Origin of the sequence: Nitratidesulfovibrio sp. SRB-5 (genome assembly GCF_019931275.1) — a bacterium.
Taxonomy (GTDB): Bacteria; Desulfobacterota; Desulfovibrionia; order Desulfovibrionales; family Desulfovibrionaceae; genus Cupidesulfovibrio.
In genome coordinates this window covers 994,562-1,012,972 of record NZ_JAIOTY010000001.1, presented here as the reverse complement: position 1 = coordinate 1,012,972, position 18,411 = coordinate 994,562, and the positions used below count along the sequence as shown (strand labels likewise).

14 protein-coding genes are annotated in these 18,411 nt (G+C 66.7%); 2 read left to right on the top strand and 12 right to left on the bottom strand.

All coding sequences use genetic code 11. The features are described 5' to 3' along the window. The first annotated feature begins 372 nt into the window (after positions 1–372). A complete protein-coding gene (locus K6142_RS03980) occupies positions 373–1,374 on the top strand; it encodes a phosphodiester glycosidase family protein (RefSeq protein WP_223290359.1) in 1,002 nt (333 codons plus the stop codon). A gap of 128 nt (positions 1,375–1,502) precedes the next feature. Here K6142_RS03980 and K6142_RS03975 read toward each other — a convergent pair whose 3' ends face one another. Beyond that, positions 1,503–2,351, bottom strand: coding sequence for a dienelactone hydrolase family protein (locus K6142_RS03975; RefSeq protein WP_223290358.1), 849 nt, complete (start codon positions 2,349–2,351; stop codon positions 1,503–1,505). Positions 2,352–2,621: 270 nt separating this feature from the next. Next, positions 2,622–3,209, bottom strand: a complete 588-nt coding sequence (locus K6142_RS03970) for a DJ-1/PfpI family protein (RefSeq protein WP_190245026.1) — start codon at positions 3,207–3,209, stop codon at positions 2,622–2,624. Positions 3,210–3,628: 419 nt separating this feature from the next. Between K6142_RS03970 and K6142_RS03965 the strand changes: the two genes are divergently transcribed. After that, a complete protein-coding gene (locus K6142_RS03965) occupies positions 3,629–3,940 on the top strand; it encodes a zinc ribbon domain-containing protein (protein WP_223380755.1) in 312 nt (103 codons plus the stop codon). A 134-nt stretch (positions 3,941–4,074) separates the two neighbouring features. Here the strand turns inward: K6142_RS03965 and K6142_RS03960 are convergent, their stop codons facing one another. From K6142_RS03960 to K6142_RS03915, 10 genes are all read right to left on the bottom strand, one after another. Continuing rightward, entirely contained in the window at positions 4,075–5,706 is a 1,632-nt protein-coding gene (locus K6142_RS03960; protein WP_190245760.1) for an ABC transporter ATP-binding protein, read from the bottom strand. Positions 5,707–5,710: 4 nt separating this feature from the next. Continuing rightward, positions 5,711–6,631: an ABC transporter permease gene (locus tag K6142_RS03955; protein ID WP_190245761.1), complete on the bottom strand. Its 921-nt coding sequence runs from the start codon at positions 6,629–6,631 to the stop codon at positions 5,711–5,713. Positions 6,632–6,638: 7 nt separating this feature from the next. Beyond that, entirely contained in the window at positions 6,639–7,712 is a 1,074-nt protein-coding gene (locus K6142_RS03950) for an ABC transporter permease (protein WP_190245759.1), read from the bottom strand. A gap of 29 nt (positions 7,713–7,741) precedes the next feature. Beyond that, the gene (locus K6142_RS03945; protein ID WP_015946643.1) at positions 7,742–8,884 is read right to left on the bottom strand and encodes a BMP family ABC transporter substrate-binding protein; all 1,143 of its coding nucleotides are present in this window, start codon (positions 8,882–8,884) and stop codon (positions 7,742–7,744) included. A 134-nt stretch (positions 8,885–9,018) separates the two neighbouring features. Then, complete coding sequence (gpt, locus tag K6142_RS03940; RefSeq protein ID WP_015946642.1) at positions 9,019–9,510, bottom strand: xanthine phosphoribosyltransferase; 492 nt, start codon at positions 9,508–9,510, stop codon at positions 9,019–9,021. Positions 9,511–9,820: 310 nt separating this feature from the next. Then, positions 9,821–10,159 carry a P-II family nitrogen regulator gene (locus K6142_RS03935; RefSeq protein WP_015946641.1) on the bottom strand — a complete coding sequence of 113 codons (339 nt, stop codon included), beginning with the start codon at positions 10,157–10,159 and terminating at the stop codon, positions 9,821–9,823. Between the two features lie 9 nt (positions 10,160–10,168). Next, entirely contained in the window at positions 10,169–11,569 is a 1,401-nt protein-coding gene (locus K6142_RS03930) for an ammonium transporter (protein WP_223380754.1), read from the bottom strand. 679 nt (positions 11,570–12,248) lie between these two features. Further along, positions 12,249–14,141 (bottom strand): peptidylprolyl isomerase, encoded by a 1,893-nt coding sequence (locus K6142_RS03925; RefSeq protein ID WP_190245757.1) that lies wholly within the window; start codon positions 14,139–14,141, stop codon positions 12,249–12,251. A gap of 132 nt (positions 14,142–14,273) precedes the next feature. After that, complete coding sequence (locus K6142_RS03920; RefSeq protein WP_190245756.1) at positions 14,274–16,199, bottom strand: aconitate hydratase; 1,926 nt, start codon at positions 16,197–16,199, stop codon at positions 14,274–14,276. A 436-nt stretch (positions 16,200–16,635) separates the two neighbouring features. Continuing rightward, positions 16,636–18,135 carry a sigma-54-dependent transcriptional regulator gene (locus K6142_RS03915; protein ID WP_223380753.1) on the bottom strand — a complete coding sequence of 500 codons (1,500 nt, stop codon included), beginning with the start codon at positions 18,133–18,135 and terminating at the stop codon, positions 16,636–16,638. Positions 18,136–18,411: the final 276 nt, after the last annotated feature.

The window sequence follows — 18,411 nt, the reverse complement described above, 5'->3', positions numbered from 1 at the left end:
ACCACATATCCATCACTGCCGGTCCGCACTGTCCAAACGGGTTGCCAAGGCATCCGGCTTCTGCTCGTCCTGTCCGGGCCGCACAACCCCGTCGTGCCCAACCCAGTGGTGCCCACCCCCGACTGGCCCAGATCCGGCTGGCCCAGATCCGGCTGGCCCAGATCCGGCTGGCCCCACCCTCGCGGTCAGCGCCAGCCGGGGCTGACCTGCCCGTTGCGCCACGCAAGGGTTTCCCCTACACTGCCAGCCTGCACAGAGGGGGGTCTTCCGTCCCGTCGGCCTTCCCGGCCTGACTTGGTCCGGCTTGCGCTGGCCGCCCCCACCGCCGCATGCACCGTTGCCACGCCCGGATGTCGCCATGACGCACCCGCCATGGTACCGGCCACCCACCGCAGCCACACCCTCCATACCGACATGACCATCACCGCAACGCCCCCCGCCACGTCCGCACGCCCGGCCCCGTCCGGCATCCGCCGCATGGGATGCTGCACGCGCGCCCTGCGCAAGGCGGCTGCCGTGCTGGCGGTGCTGGGCCTGCTGGTGTCGGCGGGCACGGCGCGGGCGGACGAGGCCCCCGGCTGGACGGAACTGGACACCGGCCTGCAACTGGGCATCTTTCCCGCGCCCGACGCGCCCGACAGCCCTGAACGCATCGTGGCCCTGCGCATCGACCCCGCCTACTACGAATTCAGCCTGCACACCACGTCGGAAGAGGGCGCCCCCGCCCTCTCGCTGGCGGAATGGGCCCGCCGCCACGATCTGAGCGCGGTGATCAACGCCAGCATGTACCTGCCCGACGCGCGCACCAGCACCGGCTACCTGCGCAACGGCGCGCACCTGAACAACCCGCGCATCGGGGGCAACCTGGGGGCGTTCTTCGTGTTCGGGCCGCTCTCGTCCGACCTGCCCCAGGCCGACCTGCTGGACCGCACCGCCGACCCGTGGGAAACGCTGCTGCCGCAGTACCGAGGGGCGGTGCAGAACTACCGGCTCATCGGGGCCAACCGGCGCATCCTGTGGCCGCAGGGCGGGCCGTTGTACTCGGTGGCCGCCGTGGGCCAGGACGGCACCGGGGCCATCCTGTTCCTGCACTGCCGCGAACCGCTGACGGCGTGGCGCTTCGCCACCATCCTGCTGGCGCTGCCCATCGACATCCGCGACGTGATGTACGTGGAGGGCGGCCCGCAAGCCGGGCTCTACCTGCGCACCCCCGTGCGCACCGACATCTGGATGGGCCGCCACCCTGCAGACTTCTGGAGCGGCGGCAACGCCGCGGCACCCCTGCCCAACGTGCTGGGCGCGCGGCGCAAGGCCACGCCCCCCCAGCCCGGCCTGTTCCCCGACGACCGCGAACGGCCCATGCCGCAGTTCTAGGCACGGCACCGCGTTCCCACGGGCAGCCCCGCAGCGGCAGGATGCCGCGTGACCTGCGGCAACAACCGCCCGGCACCGCCGCGCCTGCCCTTGGCCCCGATCACGGGGTCACGCTTCCGGCCACGGGGTCAACGGGCCTCCAGACACCCCGCGAAAAAACGCAACACGTCGTCCCAGGCCCTGGCCTCCGTGAGCGGGCAGTGCCAGGACGCTTCGGCGTCGAACGCCGTCCCGTACGCCGCGTTGCAGAAACCGTGACCCGCACCCGCGTGCAGCACCACCCGGCAATCCACGCTGGCGGCGGACATCTCGCGGACAAAGGGCTCGACGTCGCGCAGCGGAATGACATGGTCGTGCCCGGCCAGATGCACCAGCACCGGGCAATGCGCCGCGCCGGGCGCCACCGGCAGCGACGACGAAAGGTACCCGTACATGCTGGCGGCGCCGCGCAGGGGTGCACCGGCACGTACCAGTTCCAGCGTGGCCCCGCCGCCCAGCGAAAACCCCATGGCCAGCAGACGGTCCGCGTCCACGCCCGGCACGCTGGCCAGCGCATCCAGCCCGGCCCGCGCGCGCAGGTGCAACAACGCCCTGTCGTCACGCAGGGGGCGCAGACAGGCGCGGGCCTGCCCGACGTCCGTGGGGCGCAACGCCGTGCCGTACAGATCGGCGCACAACACGGCATACCCTGCCTGCACCAGACGCGCCGCGCTGCGGAACAGGTAGCCGCCAAGGCCGGTGTATTCGTGCAGCAGCAATACGCCGGGCACGCCGCCGGGCTGCCCTTGTTCAGCGGCAACCCCGAACCCGCCCGGCAAAAACAGGCGCCCCTCGCAGTCCACCGTATCACCGTCCGTTCCCACACCCTCGGCGGAACTGGCGGGCGCGGCATAGGTCACCGCCCTGCCCGTCCACTCCAGCGACTCGTTGGCGAACAACCCGACGGCTCCGCTCCACCCGCCCATTCCGGCATCCATTCCCATCCGGCCTCCCCATGGCGGTCGCCGCCATATGCAGCGACGTCCGGCGGTGTCGCCGGACGTCGCATTTCGATCTTCCGATGCCTGACCTTTCCAGGGAAAGGACACGCCAAGCCAGTGGCGAGCGCCTGTTGCCGCTATGAGAATTCTTGTTCTCTGCCAAGGAAGGATGGTTTTCATGAAGGGAGGACACTCTCAGCGTATCCGACCGGAATATAAAACCATTGCGACGCATGCAGTGGGCAAAAAGGCCATAGGGGCACGGTTCTAAGGTTCGATGCGCGAACCCAACACCCCCAGGAACTTGCGCATCCATTCGGGGTGCGCGGGCCACGCGGGCGCGGTGACCACATTGCCATCCACGCAGGCATTGGTGAACGTGTCATTCACCTCGCACCACGTGCCGCCCGCGCCCTCGATGTCCGGCTTCACGGCGGGGTACGCGGTGCAGGTCAGCCCCTTCATCACGCCCGCCGTCACCAGCAACTGCTGGCCATGGCACACCGAGGCGATGGGCTTCTTGGCTGCCGCCATCTCGCGCACGATCTCGACCACGCGCGGGTTCAGACGGATGTATTCCGGGGCGCGCCCGCCGGGAATCACCAGCGCGTCATAGTCCGCCGTGTTCACCGCGTCGAAATCGGCGTTCAGGGTAAAGTTGTGGCCCGGCTTTTCGGAGTAGGTCTGGTCGCCCTCGAAGTCGTGCACCGCCGTGCGCACCTGCTGGCCCGCCTTCTTGCCGGGGCACACCGCGTGCACGTCGTGGCCAACCATCAGCAACATCTGGAACGGCACCATGACTTCGTAGTCTTCCACGAAATCGCCCACCAGGAACAGAATCTTCTTCACTGCCATGTCGTGCTCCTTTGCTGCCGGCGCGCGCGGTGGCGAGTCTTCGGACCGTCGCCGGGTGTGCCGGTCGGGGGTTGGGATGGGATGCAGGCGCCGGTGCGGCGCAACGCTCGCGCCACGGCTTGCGTCCCGGTGCGAAATGATTATTGAAATGCCTGGTCAAAGGGGCCGCCGCGGAATCCGTTCCCGTCGGGCGGCTGATGGTTGATGCCCATGGATGGTTCCATGGCTGGCCCATGGACATTCCCATCGGCATGCCCAAGGACGTGCCCAAGGGCGTGTTCGGGGACGTACCCATGGACGCCGACGCCCCCTCGCGGGAGTGTTTGCGCATTCTATCAATAGCGCGTTCGGCGGCTGCTTACAACCGCAACCATACACCGTGCCGGTCGAAAACCGGCCGACACGCAAAGGTCACACACATGCCCATGTACGAATTTTCCTGCCAGGGGTGCGGCGCAGTGTTCGAGGAACTGTGCGCCCGTGATGCCGAAACCTGCGCCTGCCCCGCCTGCGGCGACCAGGGCACCCGGATGATGTCCGCCGCCACCCCCAAGCTGCGCGCGGGCAGCCCGTTCACCAGCACCCCGCGCAACGCCGGGGCCGGAGCCGCCACAGGCTGCGGCTGCGCGAGCACCGCGCCCGTTCCCGCGCCCGGTTGCGCCTGCGCCAGCGGCTCCGCGCCCAAGCCGGGCGGTTGCGGCAATGGCGGCGGGTGCGGTTGCGCCAACTAGGCCTGCGCCACCTTCGCCCAGCCCCCGTTCTTCCTTGCCAATGACGAAACGGCGGGCCATCTTCAGGGATGGCCCGCCGTTTCGTCATGCTGCTGACTGCATGCTGCTATTGACCGCACGCTGCGGAGTGTGGCCTACGTCCGCGCTTCCGCCTCCACGTCCTTGTCCGCCACACCCGGCCCATCCGGCTCATTGGGCCCGTCCGCCTCATCGGGACGCACCCCGGCCATCATCAGGCCGATGGCCTGCACCTTGGCCGTGTCGTCCTTGTCGAACACGTCGATGAACCGCCCCCGGTACATCACCGCGATGCGGTCCGCCAGTTCCAGCGCCTCGTTCAGGTCGCCGGTGACCAGCAGCACCCCGGAGGTGGAACGCGCCTCCAGCAGCCTGCCCCACACTTCCTCGGTGGCGGAAATGTCCAGCCCCTGGGTGGGGTTTTCGGCCACGATGACTTCCGGCTTGCGGAAGAACTCGCGCCCGATGACCAGCTTTTGCAGGTTGCCGCCCGAAAGCGCCCGCGCGGGCGCGGTGATGTCGCCGGGCTGCACGTTGTACTCCCAGACCACCCGCTTCACGGCATTGGTGGCCTCCGTGCGGTCCAGAAACACACCCTTGGCGAACAGGTTGCGCGTGGTCAGCAGAAAGTTGTCCACAAGGTCCAGATGGCGGCAGGTGGCAAGGCCCTGCCGGTCCTCGGGGATGTAGGCCAGCCCACGCCTGCCGGGAGGCCCGGCAAAAAACTCGCGCCACGGACGGCCAAGAATGCGCACCTCGCCCGCTTCGGGCCGGGCAAGGCCGCAGATGGCCTCCACCAGCTCCTTCTGCCCGTTGCCCGCCACCCCGGCAATGGCCACGATCTCGCCGCGCCGCACCTGCAGCGAGACGTCGGAAAGCCCGGCGCCGGAAAGATGCTCGACGGACAGCACGGTGTCCACCGGGGTCAGCCGCTTGGCGTCCACCTGCAACACCACGTCGCGGCCCACCATGCGGTTGGCCAGCACGGTCTGGTTGGGCACGTCGGCCTCGCTGAACTCGTCCACCACCTCGCCCCGGCGCAGGATGGCGATCTCGTCGGCGACGGTCAGCACTTCCTGCAACTTGTGACTGATGAACACCAGCGCCTTGCCCTGGTCGGCCATGCGCCACATGGCTTCGAACAGCTGGTCGGTTTCGCGCGGGGTAAGCACCGCCGTGGGTTCGTCCAGGATCAGCACGCGGCTGTCGCGGTACAGCAGCTTCAGGATTTCCACCCGCTGCCGCTCGCCCATGGACAGGCCGCCCACGCGGGCCGCCGGGTCCACGGCCAGGCCGTAGCGTTCGGCCAGGGCGGCCACCTCGTCGCGCATGCGCGCGGGGCGCAACAGCATGTCGGGCGACTGGCCCAGCAGCACGTTTTCGGCCACGGTCATGGAATCCACCAGCATGAAGTGCTGGTAGACCATGCCGATGCCCGCGCGCAGGGCATCGCGCGGCGAGGCGAACACCGTGGGAACGCCGTCAACCACGATGGTGCCCGCATCCTGGCGCAGCTTGCCCGCCAGAATGGACATGAGTGTGGACTTGCCCGCGCCGTTCTCGCCCAGCAGGGCCTTGATGCAGCCGGGGCGGATGTCCAGCGTGATGTCGTGGTTGGCGCGCACCTTGCCGAACGACTTGCAGATGCCGTCCAGGCGCACCACGGGCGGCAGGTGGGCGTGGGTCTCGCGGGCGCGCCGGGGCGTTTCCGGCGCCACGACGGCGGGGGTATGCGGCGTATCGCTCATGGCATCATTCCTCGGGCTCGATGTTCACGCCCAGCGCGGCGGGCGCGGCACGCCCGCCACCGCGCACCGACGAGGCCAGCAGCACCAGCACGGTCAGCGCGTAGGGCAGCATGAGCATAAGCGACGAGGGCAGGTTGGCCCCCATGGCCTGCAAACGCAGTTGCAGGGCCATCACCCCGCCGAACAGGTACGCGCCGAACACGGCGCGGCCAGGCCGCCAGAAGGCGAAGATGACCAGCGCCACGGCAATCCAGCCGCGCCCGGAAGTCATGTTGTTGGTCCACAGGTGGGTGTAGGCCAGCGACAGGTAGGCCCCGCCGATACCGGCCAGAAAGCCGCCGGTGAATATGCCGCACCAGCGGATGCGCACCGGCGAAAGACCGGCGGCGGATGCGGCGGCGGGGTGTTCGCCCGCAGCGCGCAGGGCCAGCCCCGGACGGGTGCGGGCCATGAACAGCCAGAACAGCGGCGGCAGCAGGTACGACAGGTAGACCAGCGCATCGTGCCTGAAAAATATGGCGCCCAGCACGGGAATGTCCGCCAGCACCGGCACGGCGAAGGCCTGGAAGCCGGTGGTGGTGATGCCCACGTACGGCGTGCCCAGAAAGTCGGCCAGCCCCAGGCCCAGGATGGTCAGCGCAAGGCCGGACACCACCTGGTTGCCCTGAAAGATCAGGCAGACCACCCCGTGCAGCAGGGACAACCCGCCCCCGCACAGCCCGGCGGCCAGCACCCCGGCCCACGGATTGCCGGTGATGTGGGTGACCAGAAACCCGCTGAACGCGCCCACGATCATCATGCCTTCCACACCCAGGTTCAGCACGCCGGAACGTTCGGTGAACATTTCGCCCAGGGTGGCGAACAGGATGGGCGTGCCCGACTGCACCGTGGCGGCCAGGATGGAGAGCAGCAGCGCGGTATCCATGTCCATGCTAGCTCCTCCCCTTCAGCGTGAAGCGGTAGCGGTCGAAGAACTGCCCGGCCAGCACCGAAAGCAGGATCATGCCTTCAAGAATGCCCCCGAAGGCGGCGGGCACCTGCAAGTCCAGTTGCAGGTGTTCCACGCCCACGCGCAGCCCCGCCAGCAGAAAGGCGAAGCAGGCGATGGAGCTGACGCGCAGACGCGACAGCCAGGCCACCACGATGGCGGTGTAGCCGTAGCCCACCATGATGCTGGGTTGCAGGCGGTTGACCGTGGCCGATGTTTCGATGCACCCGGCAAAGCCCGCCAGTGCGCCGCACAGCGACATGACCAGCAGCACCAGCAGGTTGTAGGGCATGCGGGCATAGCGGGCGGCGCGAGGGTTTTCGCCCCCGGCCAGCAGTTCGAAGCCGAGGCGGGTGCGCTTCAGGAACACGGCCAGCAGCACGGCCACGCCCGCGCACACCGCAAGCCCCCAGTGCACCCGGCCCAGGGTGGCCGGGGCTATGGGGCCGATGATGGCGGCCTTGGGAAAGATGGGGGTCATGGGAAAGCCGAAGCTGGTCGGATCCTTCCATACCCCGTAGACCAGGAATTGCAGGAACAGGATGCCGATGTAGTTGAACATCAGCGTGGAGATGATCTCGTTCATGCCGAAGCGCAGGCGCAGCACGGCGGGCACCGCCGCCCACAGCCCGCCCGCGATGGCGGCGCACAGGAACATCACCGGCATCATGGCCCACATGGGCAGGCCCGGAAAGGCCAGCACCGCCCACGTGGCGCCCACGGCGCCCAGGGCGAACTGCCCTTCGGCGCCGATGTTCCACACCTGCATGCGGAACGACACGGCCACCCCCAGCGAACACAGGAAGATGGGGATGGACTTCAGCAGCGTGTCTTCCAGCGCGAAGGGACCGCCGAAACCGCCCGACCACAATACCGCCAGCGCCTTCAGCGGCGGCTTGCCGTGCACGGCGAGCAACGCGCAGCTGACCCCCAGCGATACGACGAGGGCCACCGCGAAAATGAAAAAGGAGCCCCATTGAAGGGGCTCCTGCCGTTTCACGACTCTGGGTAGGAACATGGACAGGGGGCTCCGGTTCTTGGACGCGGCTACTGGGTGGAACCGACCACGCCTTCCACGAACCAGGTCATGCCCAGCATGTCCTGATCGGAAAGCACCTGGCCTTCGGGCACGCGCACGGCGCCGTTCTGGTCCTTGACCGGGCCGGAGAACACCTTGTAGGTGCCCGCCACGATTTCGGCCTTGCGCGCGTCCACCTTGGAGCGCACGTCCTGCGGCACCATGTCGCCGTAGGGGGCAATGCCCACGATGCCGGTTTCGATGCCGGGCCAGAAGGCGCCGGACTTCCATTCACCCTTGCGGACCTTTTCCACCACGTCCTTGTAGAACGGGGTCCAGTTCCACATGGCGGACGTCAGCAGCGACTTGGGGGCGAACTGGCTCATGTCCGAGTTGTAGCCCACGGAGTACACGCCGCGTTCCTGGGCGGCTTCCTGCGGGCCGGGGGAGTCCTGATGCTGGGCGATGACGTCGGCGCCCACGTCCAGCAGGCTCTTGGCGGCTTCCTTTTCGGTGGCGGGGTCGTACCAGGTCTTGGTCCACACCACGCGCACTTCGGCCTTGGGGTTCATGGCGCGCGCGCCCATGGTGTAGGCGTTGATGCCGCGAATCACCTCGGGAATGGGGAAGGCCGCCACGTAGCCGAGGATGTTCGACTTGGTCATGGCGCCGGCCACCATGCCGGTCAGGTAGCGGGCCTGGTACATGCGCCCGAAGTAGTTGCTCATGTTGGGCGCGGTCTTGTAGCCCGAGCAATGCATGAAGGTGATGTTGGGGAACTGCTCCGCCACCTTCAGCGTGGGATCCATGTACCCGAAGCTGGTGGTGAAGATGATGTCGTAGCCCTTGCGCGCCATGTTCTGGATGACGCGTTCGGCATCGGCGCCTTCGGGCACCGATTCCACGAACGAGGTGGTCACGCCGGGCATTTCCGCAATGGCCTTGCGGGCCTGGTCATGGGCCCACGACCAGCCCACGTCGCCCACGGGCGAAACGTAGACGAAGCCGACCTGCATTTCCTTTGCGGGGGCAGCAGGGGCGGGCGCGGCGGCGGCGGGCTTCTGCTCGGCCTTGGGGGCCTCGGCAGGCTTCTTGTCTTCGCCGCAGCCGGTCAGGGCGGCCATGAGCAGCATGGCGGCAACCAGCAACATCGCGGATACGGATTTGCGCATCGGGAGCCTCCTCGGGGCTTGGTGAATGGAACGGCATGCGACTGCGAACGGGGGCACCCGTCCGCCAATGTACAAGGGATCGCAACCTGACGCCTTGCTGGCGGCAGGCCGACGCTGATGCGGAAAAGAGATTTCTAGCCCGCTTCCCGCTGGTTGACAAGGGGCTGCACGTACTGCACCTCCGAGTCCCACGGAAAAAGAATCCATGTATCCTGGCTGACTTCGGTGATGTAGGTGTCCACCAGGGGGCGCCCTTCGGGCTTGGCATACACGGTGGCGAAGTGGGCCTTGGGCAGCATTTCGCGCACCGCCTTGGCCGTGCGACCGGTATCCACCAGGTCGTCCACCATCAGCCAGCCTTCGCCGTCGCCCTGCACGCCCTTCAGCACTTCCAGGCGGCTGGACTGATCCTGCCACTTGTAGCTGGTGATGCACACCGTGTCGATGAGGTGCACCCCCACTTCACGGGCAATGATGGCGGCGGGCACCAACCCCCCGCGGGTGATGGCGATGATGCCGGTCCAGGGCCCTTTCTCCAGCAGCCGCCACGACAGCGCCTTGGCGTCGCGGTGAAGCTGTTCCCAGGTGACGGGAAAGACCTTGCGGTAGGAGTCTGCGGTGCGCACGTGGGTTCCTGCGGGTTGCGGAGCCGGAGCGGATGCGGCCAGCCTTGCGGCGCATCTTCCTGCTCCCGTTGCGGGTGACGCCTCCCTTGCCCTGCCCTGCCCCTGCTGTCAAGCGCTTACCCCGGACGGCGGCACGCCGACCTGGCCGGCACTGCCGCCGGGGCAACGTCCGGCACCGCCAACACCACCAGCAGGAATGCCCGTTGCGTCCCGCGTGCCCCCCATTCCCGACGCAAAGCGGGGCCGCCAACAACTGGCGGCCCCGTCGGTCCTGCTTGCCTCGCGGCTGTTCGGGTGTGCAAGGCAACTATCAGATGGCGTCAGTGCCTTCTTCGCCGGTGCGGATGCGGATCACCTCTTCAAGGGAAGAAATGAATATCTTGCCGTCGCCGATGCTGCCGGTACGGGCGGCGGTGGTGATGGCTTTCACCACCTGGTCGCTCATGCCATCGGGCACCACGGTTTCGATCTTGAGCTTGGAATTGAACTGCACTTCGTATTCCAGACCGCGATAGGTTTCCACGTGGCCGCGCTGGCGCCCATAGCCGCGCACCTCGGTCACCGTCAGCCCGAACACCCCTATGCCGATCAGCGCGTCCTTCACCGCATCCAGCTTGAACGGCTTGATGATGGCCTCGATCTTCTTCATGGCGGGCTCCTACTTCATGGCCTTTTTCAGGTTGAAGTCGGGGTAGGCGGAAACCGCCACCTCGGCTTGGTCCAGCCCTTCCAGCTCCAGTTCCGGATCGACGCGCAACGGCACGACCTTGTCCAGCAACTTGAAGAACACGTACATCACCACAAACACGAACACGATGTTGGTGATCACGCCGGCCAGCTGGGCCATGAACTGCGAGACATCCCCGTAGAACAGACCCTTCACGGCGCCTTCCACGCCGTTCAACCCTTCGCCGTAGGTGCCGTCGGCAAACAGGCCCAGGGACAGCACGCCCCATGCGCCGTTGACGCCGTGCACCGAAATGGCGCCCACCGGATCGTCGATCTTCAGGGTCTGCTCCACGAACAGCACGCTGACGCACAGCAGTATCCCGGCCACGGCGCCAATGCCCACCGCAGCCACCGAGTTGACGAAGGCACACGGCGAGGTGATGGCCACCAGGCCCGCCAGCAGACCGTTGGCTGCCATGGACACGTCGGGCTTGCCGTAACGCATCCACATGTACATCATTGAAAAGAACGCGCCAGAGGCGGAAGCCAGCATGGTGTTGGTGGCAATGACTCCGATGCGCAGGTCGCCGCCAGCCAGGGTAGACCCGGCATTGAACCCGAACCAGCCGAAGGCCAGGATGAAGCACCCGGCAATGGCCATGGGAATGTGGTGACCGGGCATGGCCACAGGGGTGCCATCCGGCTTGAACTTGCCAAGGCGCGGCCCCAGCACGATGGCCCCGGCAGCCGCAGCCACCCCGCCGGTCATGTGCACCACGGCGGAGCCGGCAAAGTCCGCCATGCCGTGGCCAAGGCCGAAGTTGCGGCCAAGGGCGGAGAGCCAGCCGCCGCCCCACACCCAGTTGGCGAACAGCGGGTACACGAACATGGAAATGAAGAAGCCGTAGACGACGAACGACTTGAAGGTCCAGCGTTCCGCCATGGAACCTGTGGGAATGGTGGCGGTGGTGTCCATGAACACCATCTGGAACAGGAAGACGGAAAAGATCACCGCGTCATAGGCATCGCCGGACAGGAAGAACCCGGTTGTGCCGAACAGGCCGAATTCCTTGCCAGCAATGGTCACGGTAAATTCGTTGGCCAGCGCCCCGGCACCGCCCAGACTGAGCACGCCGCCCACCCCGCCCATTTGCAGGGCAAAGCCGCATATCCAATACCCCAGCATGCCGATGCCGTAGATCATCATGTTCATGGCCATGGTGTGCCCGGCGTTCTTGGCGCGGGTAAACCCCGTTTCCGCCAGGGCAAAGCCCGCCTGCATGAACATGACCAGGAAGCCGCACAACAACGTCCACACCATGTTGATGGCGATACGGTTGTGCCCCACCACATCGGCAACCTTGGCCGCCAACGGCTCACTCTGGGACAACGCGTCGAATTCTTCCTTGGTGGGCGCCCCCGCCGTCGCGCCGATGACGTCAGCAGCAGTGCCTATGGACGTACCACTCGGATCGGAAACGTGAGCATCCTCGGCATGAGAAACACACGCAGCGAACACTACGCACAAAAGAATGATGACAAGCTCGATACACTTTCTGTTCCTCATCCCGCATCCCTCGCTTCATGCAGCACATTATGTGTATTCACACACCAATCAATGCCGCAAACAAGTAAAGAACAACCTTAGAATTGTGCACTCTCTACTGAAAATGCACGCCAAGTAACAACGCCATCTTGCAAAGCATCATTCAGGCCATTGCTGCAACGTGGTACTTTTCCAAGAAAAATATTCTCACCGCACAAAAACGACGTTCTGCGGCATTTTAAAATAACATTTTTGTATATTTTTCTGATTAATATTTTACATATTTGCATTTATAAGAAGAAAACAGCATAAATTCCCCATTTGCGGGTTCATGAATGCCGTAACACGTACTTGCGATACGCCATCCAACGCCACATTCACACATCCTGCTGCTTTTCTACGAATCACAGAGCAGGCCGAAAGAATTACATTTTTGAAAAACAAAAAACGGCAGGTCATAAAAAAAGCCGCCCCCCCGTGCGGGAGGGCGGCCATGCGGACATATGCCGCGAGCCATTAGCGGCTAATCGTCGAGCAGTTTGGCGTTGCGCAGTTCGATCTTTGCGGCGGCGGAAAGCTCGCCCACGAACACGCGGAACAGTTCCTCGCGCTTGGCGGACAGCACGGTGGCGCGCACGGTTTCTGCCGCGGCGGACCATTCGGCGTCGCCGGGGCGCTGCACGTCCTTGACGCGGAACAGTACGGCACCGGACGAAGTATCCACCGGGGCGGGCTGCCAGGCGCCGGGGGCGGCGGCAAAGGCGGCATCCACCAGGGCACGGCTCTGGCCGAAGGGAGCGATGAAGCCGTTGCGCCCGAAGGGTTCGGCGGTCTTCACCCTGGCGGCAAGCTCTGCGGGCACGCCGTCGGCCAGCTTGGCCCCGGCTTCCTGCGCGGCCTTCACCGCCAGCTTGGCGCCTTCGATGCGGCGCACCTGGGCGGCCACTTCTTCCTTCACCTTTTCCAGCGGGGTCACGCTTTCCGGCTGCGATTCCAGCACGGCGGCGATCATGTACCCCCCCTCGACTTCCAGCGGGGTGTCGATGACCGTGCCCGCCGGGGTGGAGAAGGCCGTTCCCACGGACTGCCCCTTCAGGCCCACGGCAACGCCGGCATCGGCGCGCGAGAACAGGCCGGTGGGCTTGTGCTCCAGCTTCAGCGCCTTGGCGATGTCGTCGATGGACTTGCCGGCGCCCGCCATTTCCAGGGCGGTGTCCAGGGCCTCGTGCATCCGTTCGGAAGCCTTCTCCTCGCCCAGGCGCTGGCGGATTTCACCGCGTACCTCGTCAAGGGCGCGGGTGCGCTGGGTTTCGTGCGCTTCCATCTTGATGACGTGCCAGCCAAAGGCGGAGCGCACGGGGGCGCTGATCTCGCCGGGCTTCAGGGCGAACGCGGCTTCCTCGAAGGGGGGCACCATCTGGCCCTTGGTGAACCAGCCAAGGTCGCCGCCCTGCGCGCCGCTGCCCTTGTCGTCGGACAGCTTGGCGGCCAGAGAGGCGAAATCCTTGCCTTTCTTCAGCTGGGCGATGACGTCTTCGGCCTTGGCGCGGGCGGCGGCATCCTCATCCTTGCTCGCCCCTTCCTGGGCCATGAACAGGATATGACGGGCGTGCACGCGCTCCGGCACCACGAAATACGTTTCGGCATTGTCCGCGTAGAAGGCGGCCACGGCCGATTCGGGAATCTCCACGCTGGTGGCCAGGCTGGCCGGGGTCAGGGTGACCGCGTCAAGGCTGATGCGCTGCGGGTTGCGCCAGGCATCCATGTTCTCGTTGTAGCGTTCCGCGATCTGCTCGTCGGTGGGGGCCACCTTGAGCACGTAGTCTTCCAGGGGGAACAGCACGTATTCGATGGTCCGGCGCTCGCGGCCGTAGTCGAACAGGGCGCGAGCCTCCTCGTCGGTGACTGAAGCCGGCGCGGCAACCCGGTCACGCAGCTTCTGCAGCAGCATGTCGCGGCGGATTCCGTCCTCGAAGCGGCCGGGCGAGGTCTGCTGGCCCTTGAGCACGGAACGGTACACCTCGGCGTCGAACCTGCCGTCGCCGTTGCGGAAGGCCGTTATGGACTCGATGGAGCGGCGCAGTTCCACCGGGGACACCGAAAGCCCGATGCGCGCGGCCTCGTCGGCCAGCAGGCGTTCGGTGATCATGGCCTGCAGTACCTGACGCTTGAGGCCCATCTGCTTCATGTCCTCGGCGGTGATGCCGGGGTAGCGGCTGCGCAGGGTTTCCACCTGGCGCTCGTATTCGCGCCCGAACTCCTGGATCAGGATGGGCTTCTTGTTCACCGTGGCGAGGGCGCCCGACGAGCTGTTGTGCATGGAGCCCACGCCCCAGAAGACGAACACGAGGATGATGATGCCGAAGGCAATCTTCACGCCCCACGACTGCGCGTGGGCACGGATCAGTTCAAGCATTGAGAAACTCCATTGCGGTGTGCGCCAATGCCCCCCGGTGCGTCCGGCTGCGCCAGTCGCGCTGGTGCGCGCCGATGGCGTCGGGGGGCCGGGGGTGCCGGATGCTCCGTGCGGAGCCCCGGCAAGGACACCCTACTGTTTTCTGGAAAGGCGGACGTGGTTCAGCAATCCGCCTGCCCGGATAATATCCAATTCCTTCTGCGTCAAATCGTTCCGCACGCGGATGGCGCCCACGCCCTCCACCTGCACGTCCACTTCGCCCCCGGCGGTGATGGCCGAGGCGGGAATGGTCACCGTGCCGCCCACGGCCAGTTTGTCGTAGTCCGTCCGGTCGCACAGGATCAGCGGCAGGATGCCGAAGTTCACCAGGTTGGCCCGGTGGATGCGCGCCAGCGAACGCACGATGACCGCGCGGATGCCCAGATGGCGCGGGGCCAGCGCGGCGTGCTCGCGGCTGGAGCCCTGGCCGTAGTTGTCCCCGGCCACGATGACCCCGGTGCCCGCCGCCCTTGCGCGGGCCACGAAGTCCGCGTCCACCCGGCCGAACACGTGCTGCGCGATGGCGGGCACGTTGGAGCGCAGCGAGGTGATTTCCGCCCCGGCGGGCATGATGTGGTCGGTGGTGATGTCGTCGCCCAGCTTGATGACCACCGGCGCCGTCACCGTGTCGTCCATGGGGGTGAACTGCTCCAGGGCCACGATGTTGGGCCCGCGCAGCACTTCCACGCCGCTGCCGTCAGCAGGCGGGAAGGCGAACAGGTGGCGGATGGACGGGGCCTTGGCGGGCAGTTCCGGCTGGGCCGGGGGCGTTCCCCAGGTGGCCGGATCGGTGAACTGCCCGTGCAGCGCGGCCATGGCGGCGGTAAGCGGCGAAACCAGGTACACCTTGGCGTCCTTGGTGCCGCTGCGGCCTTCGAAATTGCGGTTGAAGGTGCGCACGCTGACCCCGCCCGACACGGGCGATCCGCCCATGCCGATGCACGGCCCGCACGAACATTCAAGGATGCGCACGCCCGCGTCCAGCAGCGGTTCCACCAGGCCTTCGGCGGCCAGCATCTTCAGCACCTGCTTGGAGCCGGGCGAGACCATGGTGTCGGTGCCCACGTGCACCATCCTGCCGCGCAGCACCTCGGCCACCATGCGCATGTCGGCATAGGACGAGTTGGTGCACGAGCCGATGGCCACCTGATCCACGGAAAGGCCCGCCAGTTCGGCCACGGGCACCACCCGGTCGGGCATGTGCGGCTGGGCCACCAGCGGCACCAGCGCGGAAAGGTCGATGACGATCTCGTCGTCGTAGGCGGCGTCCGCGTCGGCGCAGAGTTCCTTCCAGTCGCCCTCGCGATCCATGGAGGCCAGGAAGGCGCGGGTGCGTTCGTCGCTGGGGAACAGCGAAGCCGTGGCCCCCAGTTCCGCCCCCATGTTGGTGATCACCGCGCGTTCGGGCACGCTCAGGGTGGCCACGCCCGGCCCGGCGAATTCGAACACCTTGCCCACCCCGCCCTTGACCGTGAGCAGGCCCAGCAGGTGCAGGATGACGTCCTTGGCAGAGGCCCAGCCGGTCAGGCGGCCTTCCAGACGCACCTTGACCACGCGGGGCATGGAGATGAAGTACGGTTCACCCGCCATGGCCAGGGCCACCGAAAGGCCGCCCGCGCCCATGGCCAGGCTGCCGATGCCGCCCGCCGTGGGGGTGTGGCTGTCGGAGCCGACCAGCGTTGCGCCGGGCAGCGCGAAATTTTCCAGGTGCAGTTGGTGACAGATGCCGGTGCCGGGGGGGGAGAAGGTCACGCCGTGCTTCGCGGCCACGGTGCGCAGGAAGCGATGGTCGTCCGGGTTGCGAAAGCCCATTTGCAGGGTGTTGTGGTCCACGTAGCTCACCGAAAGATCGGTGCGCACGCGGTCAACGCCCATGGCCTCGAACTGGAGATAGGCCATGGTGCCGGTGGCGTCCTGGGTCAGGGTCTGGTCGATGCGCAGGCCGATTTCGGCCCCCGGGGCCATCTCTCCGCTGACGAGATGCGCCGCGATGATCTTCTGCGTAAGGTTCATGGACATGCTACCCCTCGTGGATTCGGCGTTGCCGGTATGGCGTGCGCACCCGCGCCGCCCGTAAGCTGATTCGTCCGGCGGGCCGAAGGTCCCTGGGACACATTGCATCGCATGATTGCGGGCCGGATGCCGATCCGGCAGCCGCGAAACATCGGTTCTACGGCATGCAGAACGTCTGGCAAGACGCCGGTGGATCATCCGGCAAAATGCCGCGCCAGCCGCCAGGCGTCACGCCAGGCATCACGACCGACGTCATGGCCAACGTCACGACCACGTCACGACCACGTCATTGCCAACGCCATGGCCAACGTCACGGCGGAACCTGCCGACAGGGCGGTGTCCGATGCCCGGGCCATCATGCCGCAACCGCCCGCGAACCCGCACGAGGGGTTCCGGGCGGTTTGTCCGGTGTAGTGCACATCACCGCGGCCCGCAAGGGGCGTCAGGCAACTTCTATGCCCATTCCGCGGTATTCGTTGAGCTTGTTGCGCAGGGTGCGCACCGAGATGCCCAGCAGCTCCGCCGCCTGGGTGCGGTTGCCGGAGGTGACCTCCAGCCCCTTCAGGATCATGATGCGCTCCATCTCGTGCAGGGGAATGACCCCGCCGGGGAAGGAGCCGCCGTCGGCCCCGCCAGCCTGGCCGCCATCGGCGGAAAACCCGGAAGAGCCGAATGCATCGCCAGCCCCGTCCGCTCCCGCCCCAGCCGGAACGGCGCCTCCGCCTTCATCGGCACCGAAGGGCAGGTCGCCTTCTTCGAACAGCGGCCAGGTGTCGGGGTCGAGCAGGAAGTGCCGGGTGGTGATGGGCCGCCCACCGGCCAGCAGCACCGCGCGTTCCATGAGGTTCTGCAATTCGCGCACGTTGCCCGGCCAGTCGTAGTGTTGCAGCCATTCCTCGGCCTCGGGCGAAAACTCGGCGGTGGCAAGGCCGTACTCGCGCACGTAGGTGGCGGCAAAATGCCGGGCCAGCACCACCACGTCGTCGCCACGCTCGCGCAGGGCGGGCAGGCGCAGGGGGATCACGTTCAGGCGAAAGAACAGGTCCTGCCGGAACTTGCCCTGCTTCACCCAGTCGTCCAGGTCGCGGTTGGTGGTGGCCAGCACGCGCACGTCCACCTTCACGGTCTCGGTGCCGCCCACGCGGTCAATCTCGCTTTCCTGCAACACGCGCAGCAGCTTGGCTTGCAGGCCAAGGTCCATCTCGGAAATTTCGTCCAGCAGGATCGTGCCGCCGTTGGCCAGTTCGAACTTGCCCAGCTTGCGGGCAATGGCTCCGGTGAACGATCCCTTCTCGTGGCCGAACAGTTCGCTTTCCAGCAGATGTTCCGGCAGGGCGGCGCAGTTCACGGCCACGAAGGGGCCTTCGGCCCGGTCGCTCCAGCCGTGCAGGAACCGCGCGAACATTTCCTTGCCGGTGCCCGATTCTCCGGAAATGAGCACCGTGGCGCGCGAGGGCGCCACCTGGCGGGCCAGGGCCAGCACGCGGCGCACGGCGGGGTGGTCGCCCACGATGCGCGGCACGCCGGGGCGCTGCTCGGGCGTGCGACCGCCCAGGGTGGACGAAGGCGGCACCGGCGCGGCGGCGCGGCGCTGCGCGGGCAACGCGGCCACCACCTTCTCGAACAGCAACGGTTCAAGCCAGTAGTCACGCGCGCCCAGCGACAGGCACCGTTCGGCCTCTTCCGCCGAGCCCTTTTCGGCAAACACGATGACGGGGGGAAACGCGGGGTCGTCCGCGCCCACGGCAAGCAGGTCGTCCACCTTGTATCCGGGCAGGCTGGGCCGCGAAAAGATCACGGCAGGGCCAGACTTGCGGATGAAGGCGGAGGCACCCTTGAGGTTCTCGGCGATGCCGACCTCGAATCCCGCATCGCGCAGCTTGGGGAAGATTCGGGTCACGGCAGTGGCCGGAGCGAGGAATAGTATGCGCCGGGCGGACATTAGAACCTTGTACCCGCAACCTTAAGCTTTATCAACTGATGGAACACGGGCGGCGCCGATAACGCCGGGGCGCCTCCCGCAGCAGGCGGACACGGGGGCCGCGTGCGCCTCCGCCCACCGTGCGGGCGCCATGCCCCGTGTGGCACACACCGCCGGGGCGGCACGGCATCCGCACCCTTCCCACTCCCTGGTTATCCTTGACCATGCGGCAGGCTGCGGGTAGGAGCTTTCAGCATTCGCCCCCCCGTGAAACGGGCCGTCCGCGAAAGCGCCACA

Excerpts from the sequence above, each read along its gene's own strand:
- K6142_RS03980 (WP_223290359.1), top strand. The coding sequence starts at position 373 with ATGGTACCGGCCACCCACCGCAGCCACACCCTCCATACCGACATGACC.
- K6142_RS03975 (WP_223290358.1), bottom strand. The coding sequence starts at position 2,351 with ATGGATGCCGGAATGGGCGGGTGGAGCGGAGCCGTCGGGTTGTTCGCC.
- K6142_RS03970 (WP_190245026.1), bottom strand. The coding sequence starts at position 3,209 with ATGGCAGTGAAGAAGATTCTGTTCCTGGTGGGCGATTTCGTGGAAGAC.
- K6142_RS03965 (WP_223380755.1), top strand. The coding sequence starts at position 3,629 with ATGCCCATGTACGAATTTTCCTGCCAGGGGTGCGGCGCAGTGTTCGAG.
- K6142_RS03960 (WP_190245760.1), bottom strand. The coding sequence starts at position 5,706 with ATGAGCGATACGCCGCATACCCCCGCCGTCGTGGCGCCGGAAACGCCC.
- K6142_RS03955 (WP_190245761.1), bottom strand. The coding sequence starts at position 6,631 with ATGGATACCGCGCTGCTGCTCTCCATCCTGGCCGCCACGGTGCAGTCG.
- K6142_RS03950 (WP_190245759.1), bottom strand. The coding sequence starts at position 7,712 with ATGTTCCTACCCAGAGTCGTGAAACGGCAGGAGCCCCTTCAATGGGGC.
- K6142_RS03945 (WP_015946643.1), bottom strand. The coding sequence starts at position 8,884 with ATGCGCAAATCCGTATCCGCGATGTTGCTGGTTGCCGCCATGCTGCTC.
- K6142_RS03935 (WP_015946641.1), bottom strand. The coding sequence starts at position 10,159 with ATGAAGAAGATCGAGGCCATCATCAAGCCGTTCAAGCTGGATGCGGTG.
- K6142_RS03925 (WP_190245757.1), bottom strand. The coding sequence starts at position 14,141 with ATGCTTGAACTGATCCGTGCCCACGCGCAGTCGTGGGGCGTGAAGATT.
- K6142_RS03920 (WP_190245756.1), bottom strand. The coding sequence starts at position 16,199 with ATGTCCATGAACCTTACGCAGAAGATCATCGCGGCGCATCTCGTCAGC.
- K6142_RS03915 (WP_223380753.1), bottom strand. The coding sequence starts at position 18,135 with ATGTCCGCCCGGCGCATACTATTCCTCGCTCCGGCCACTGCCGTGACC.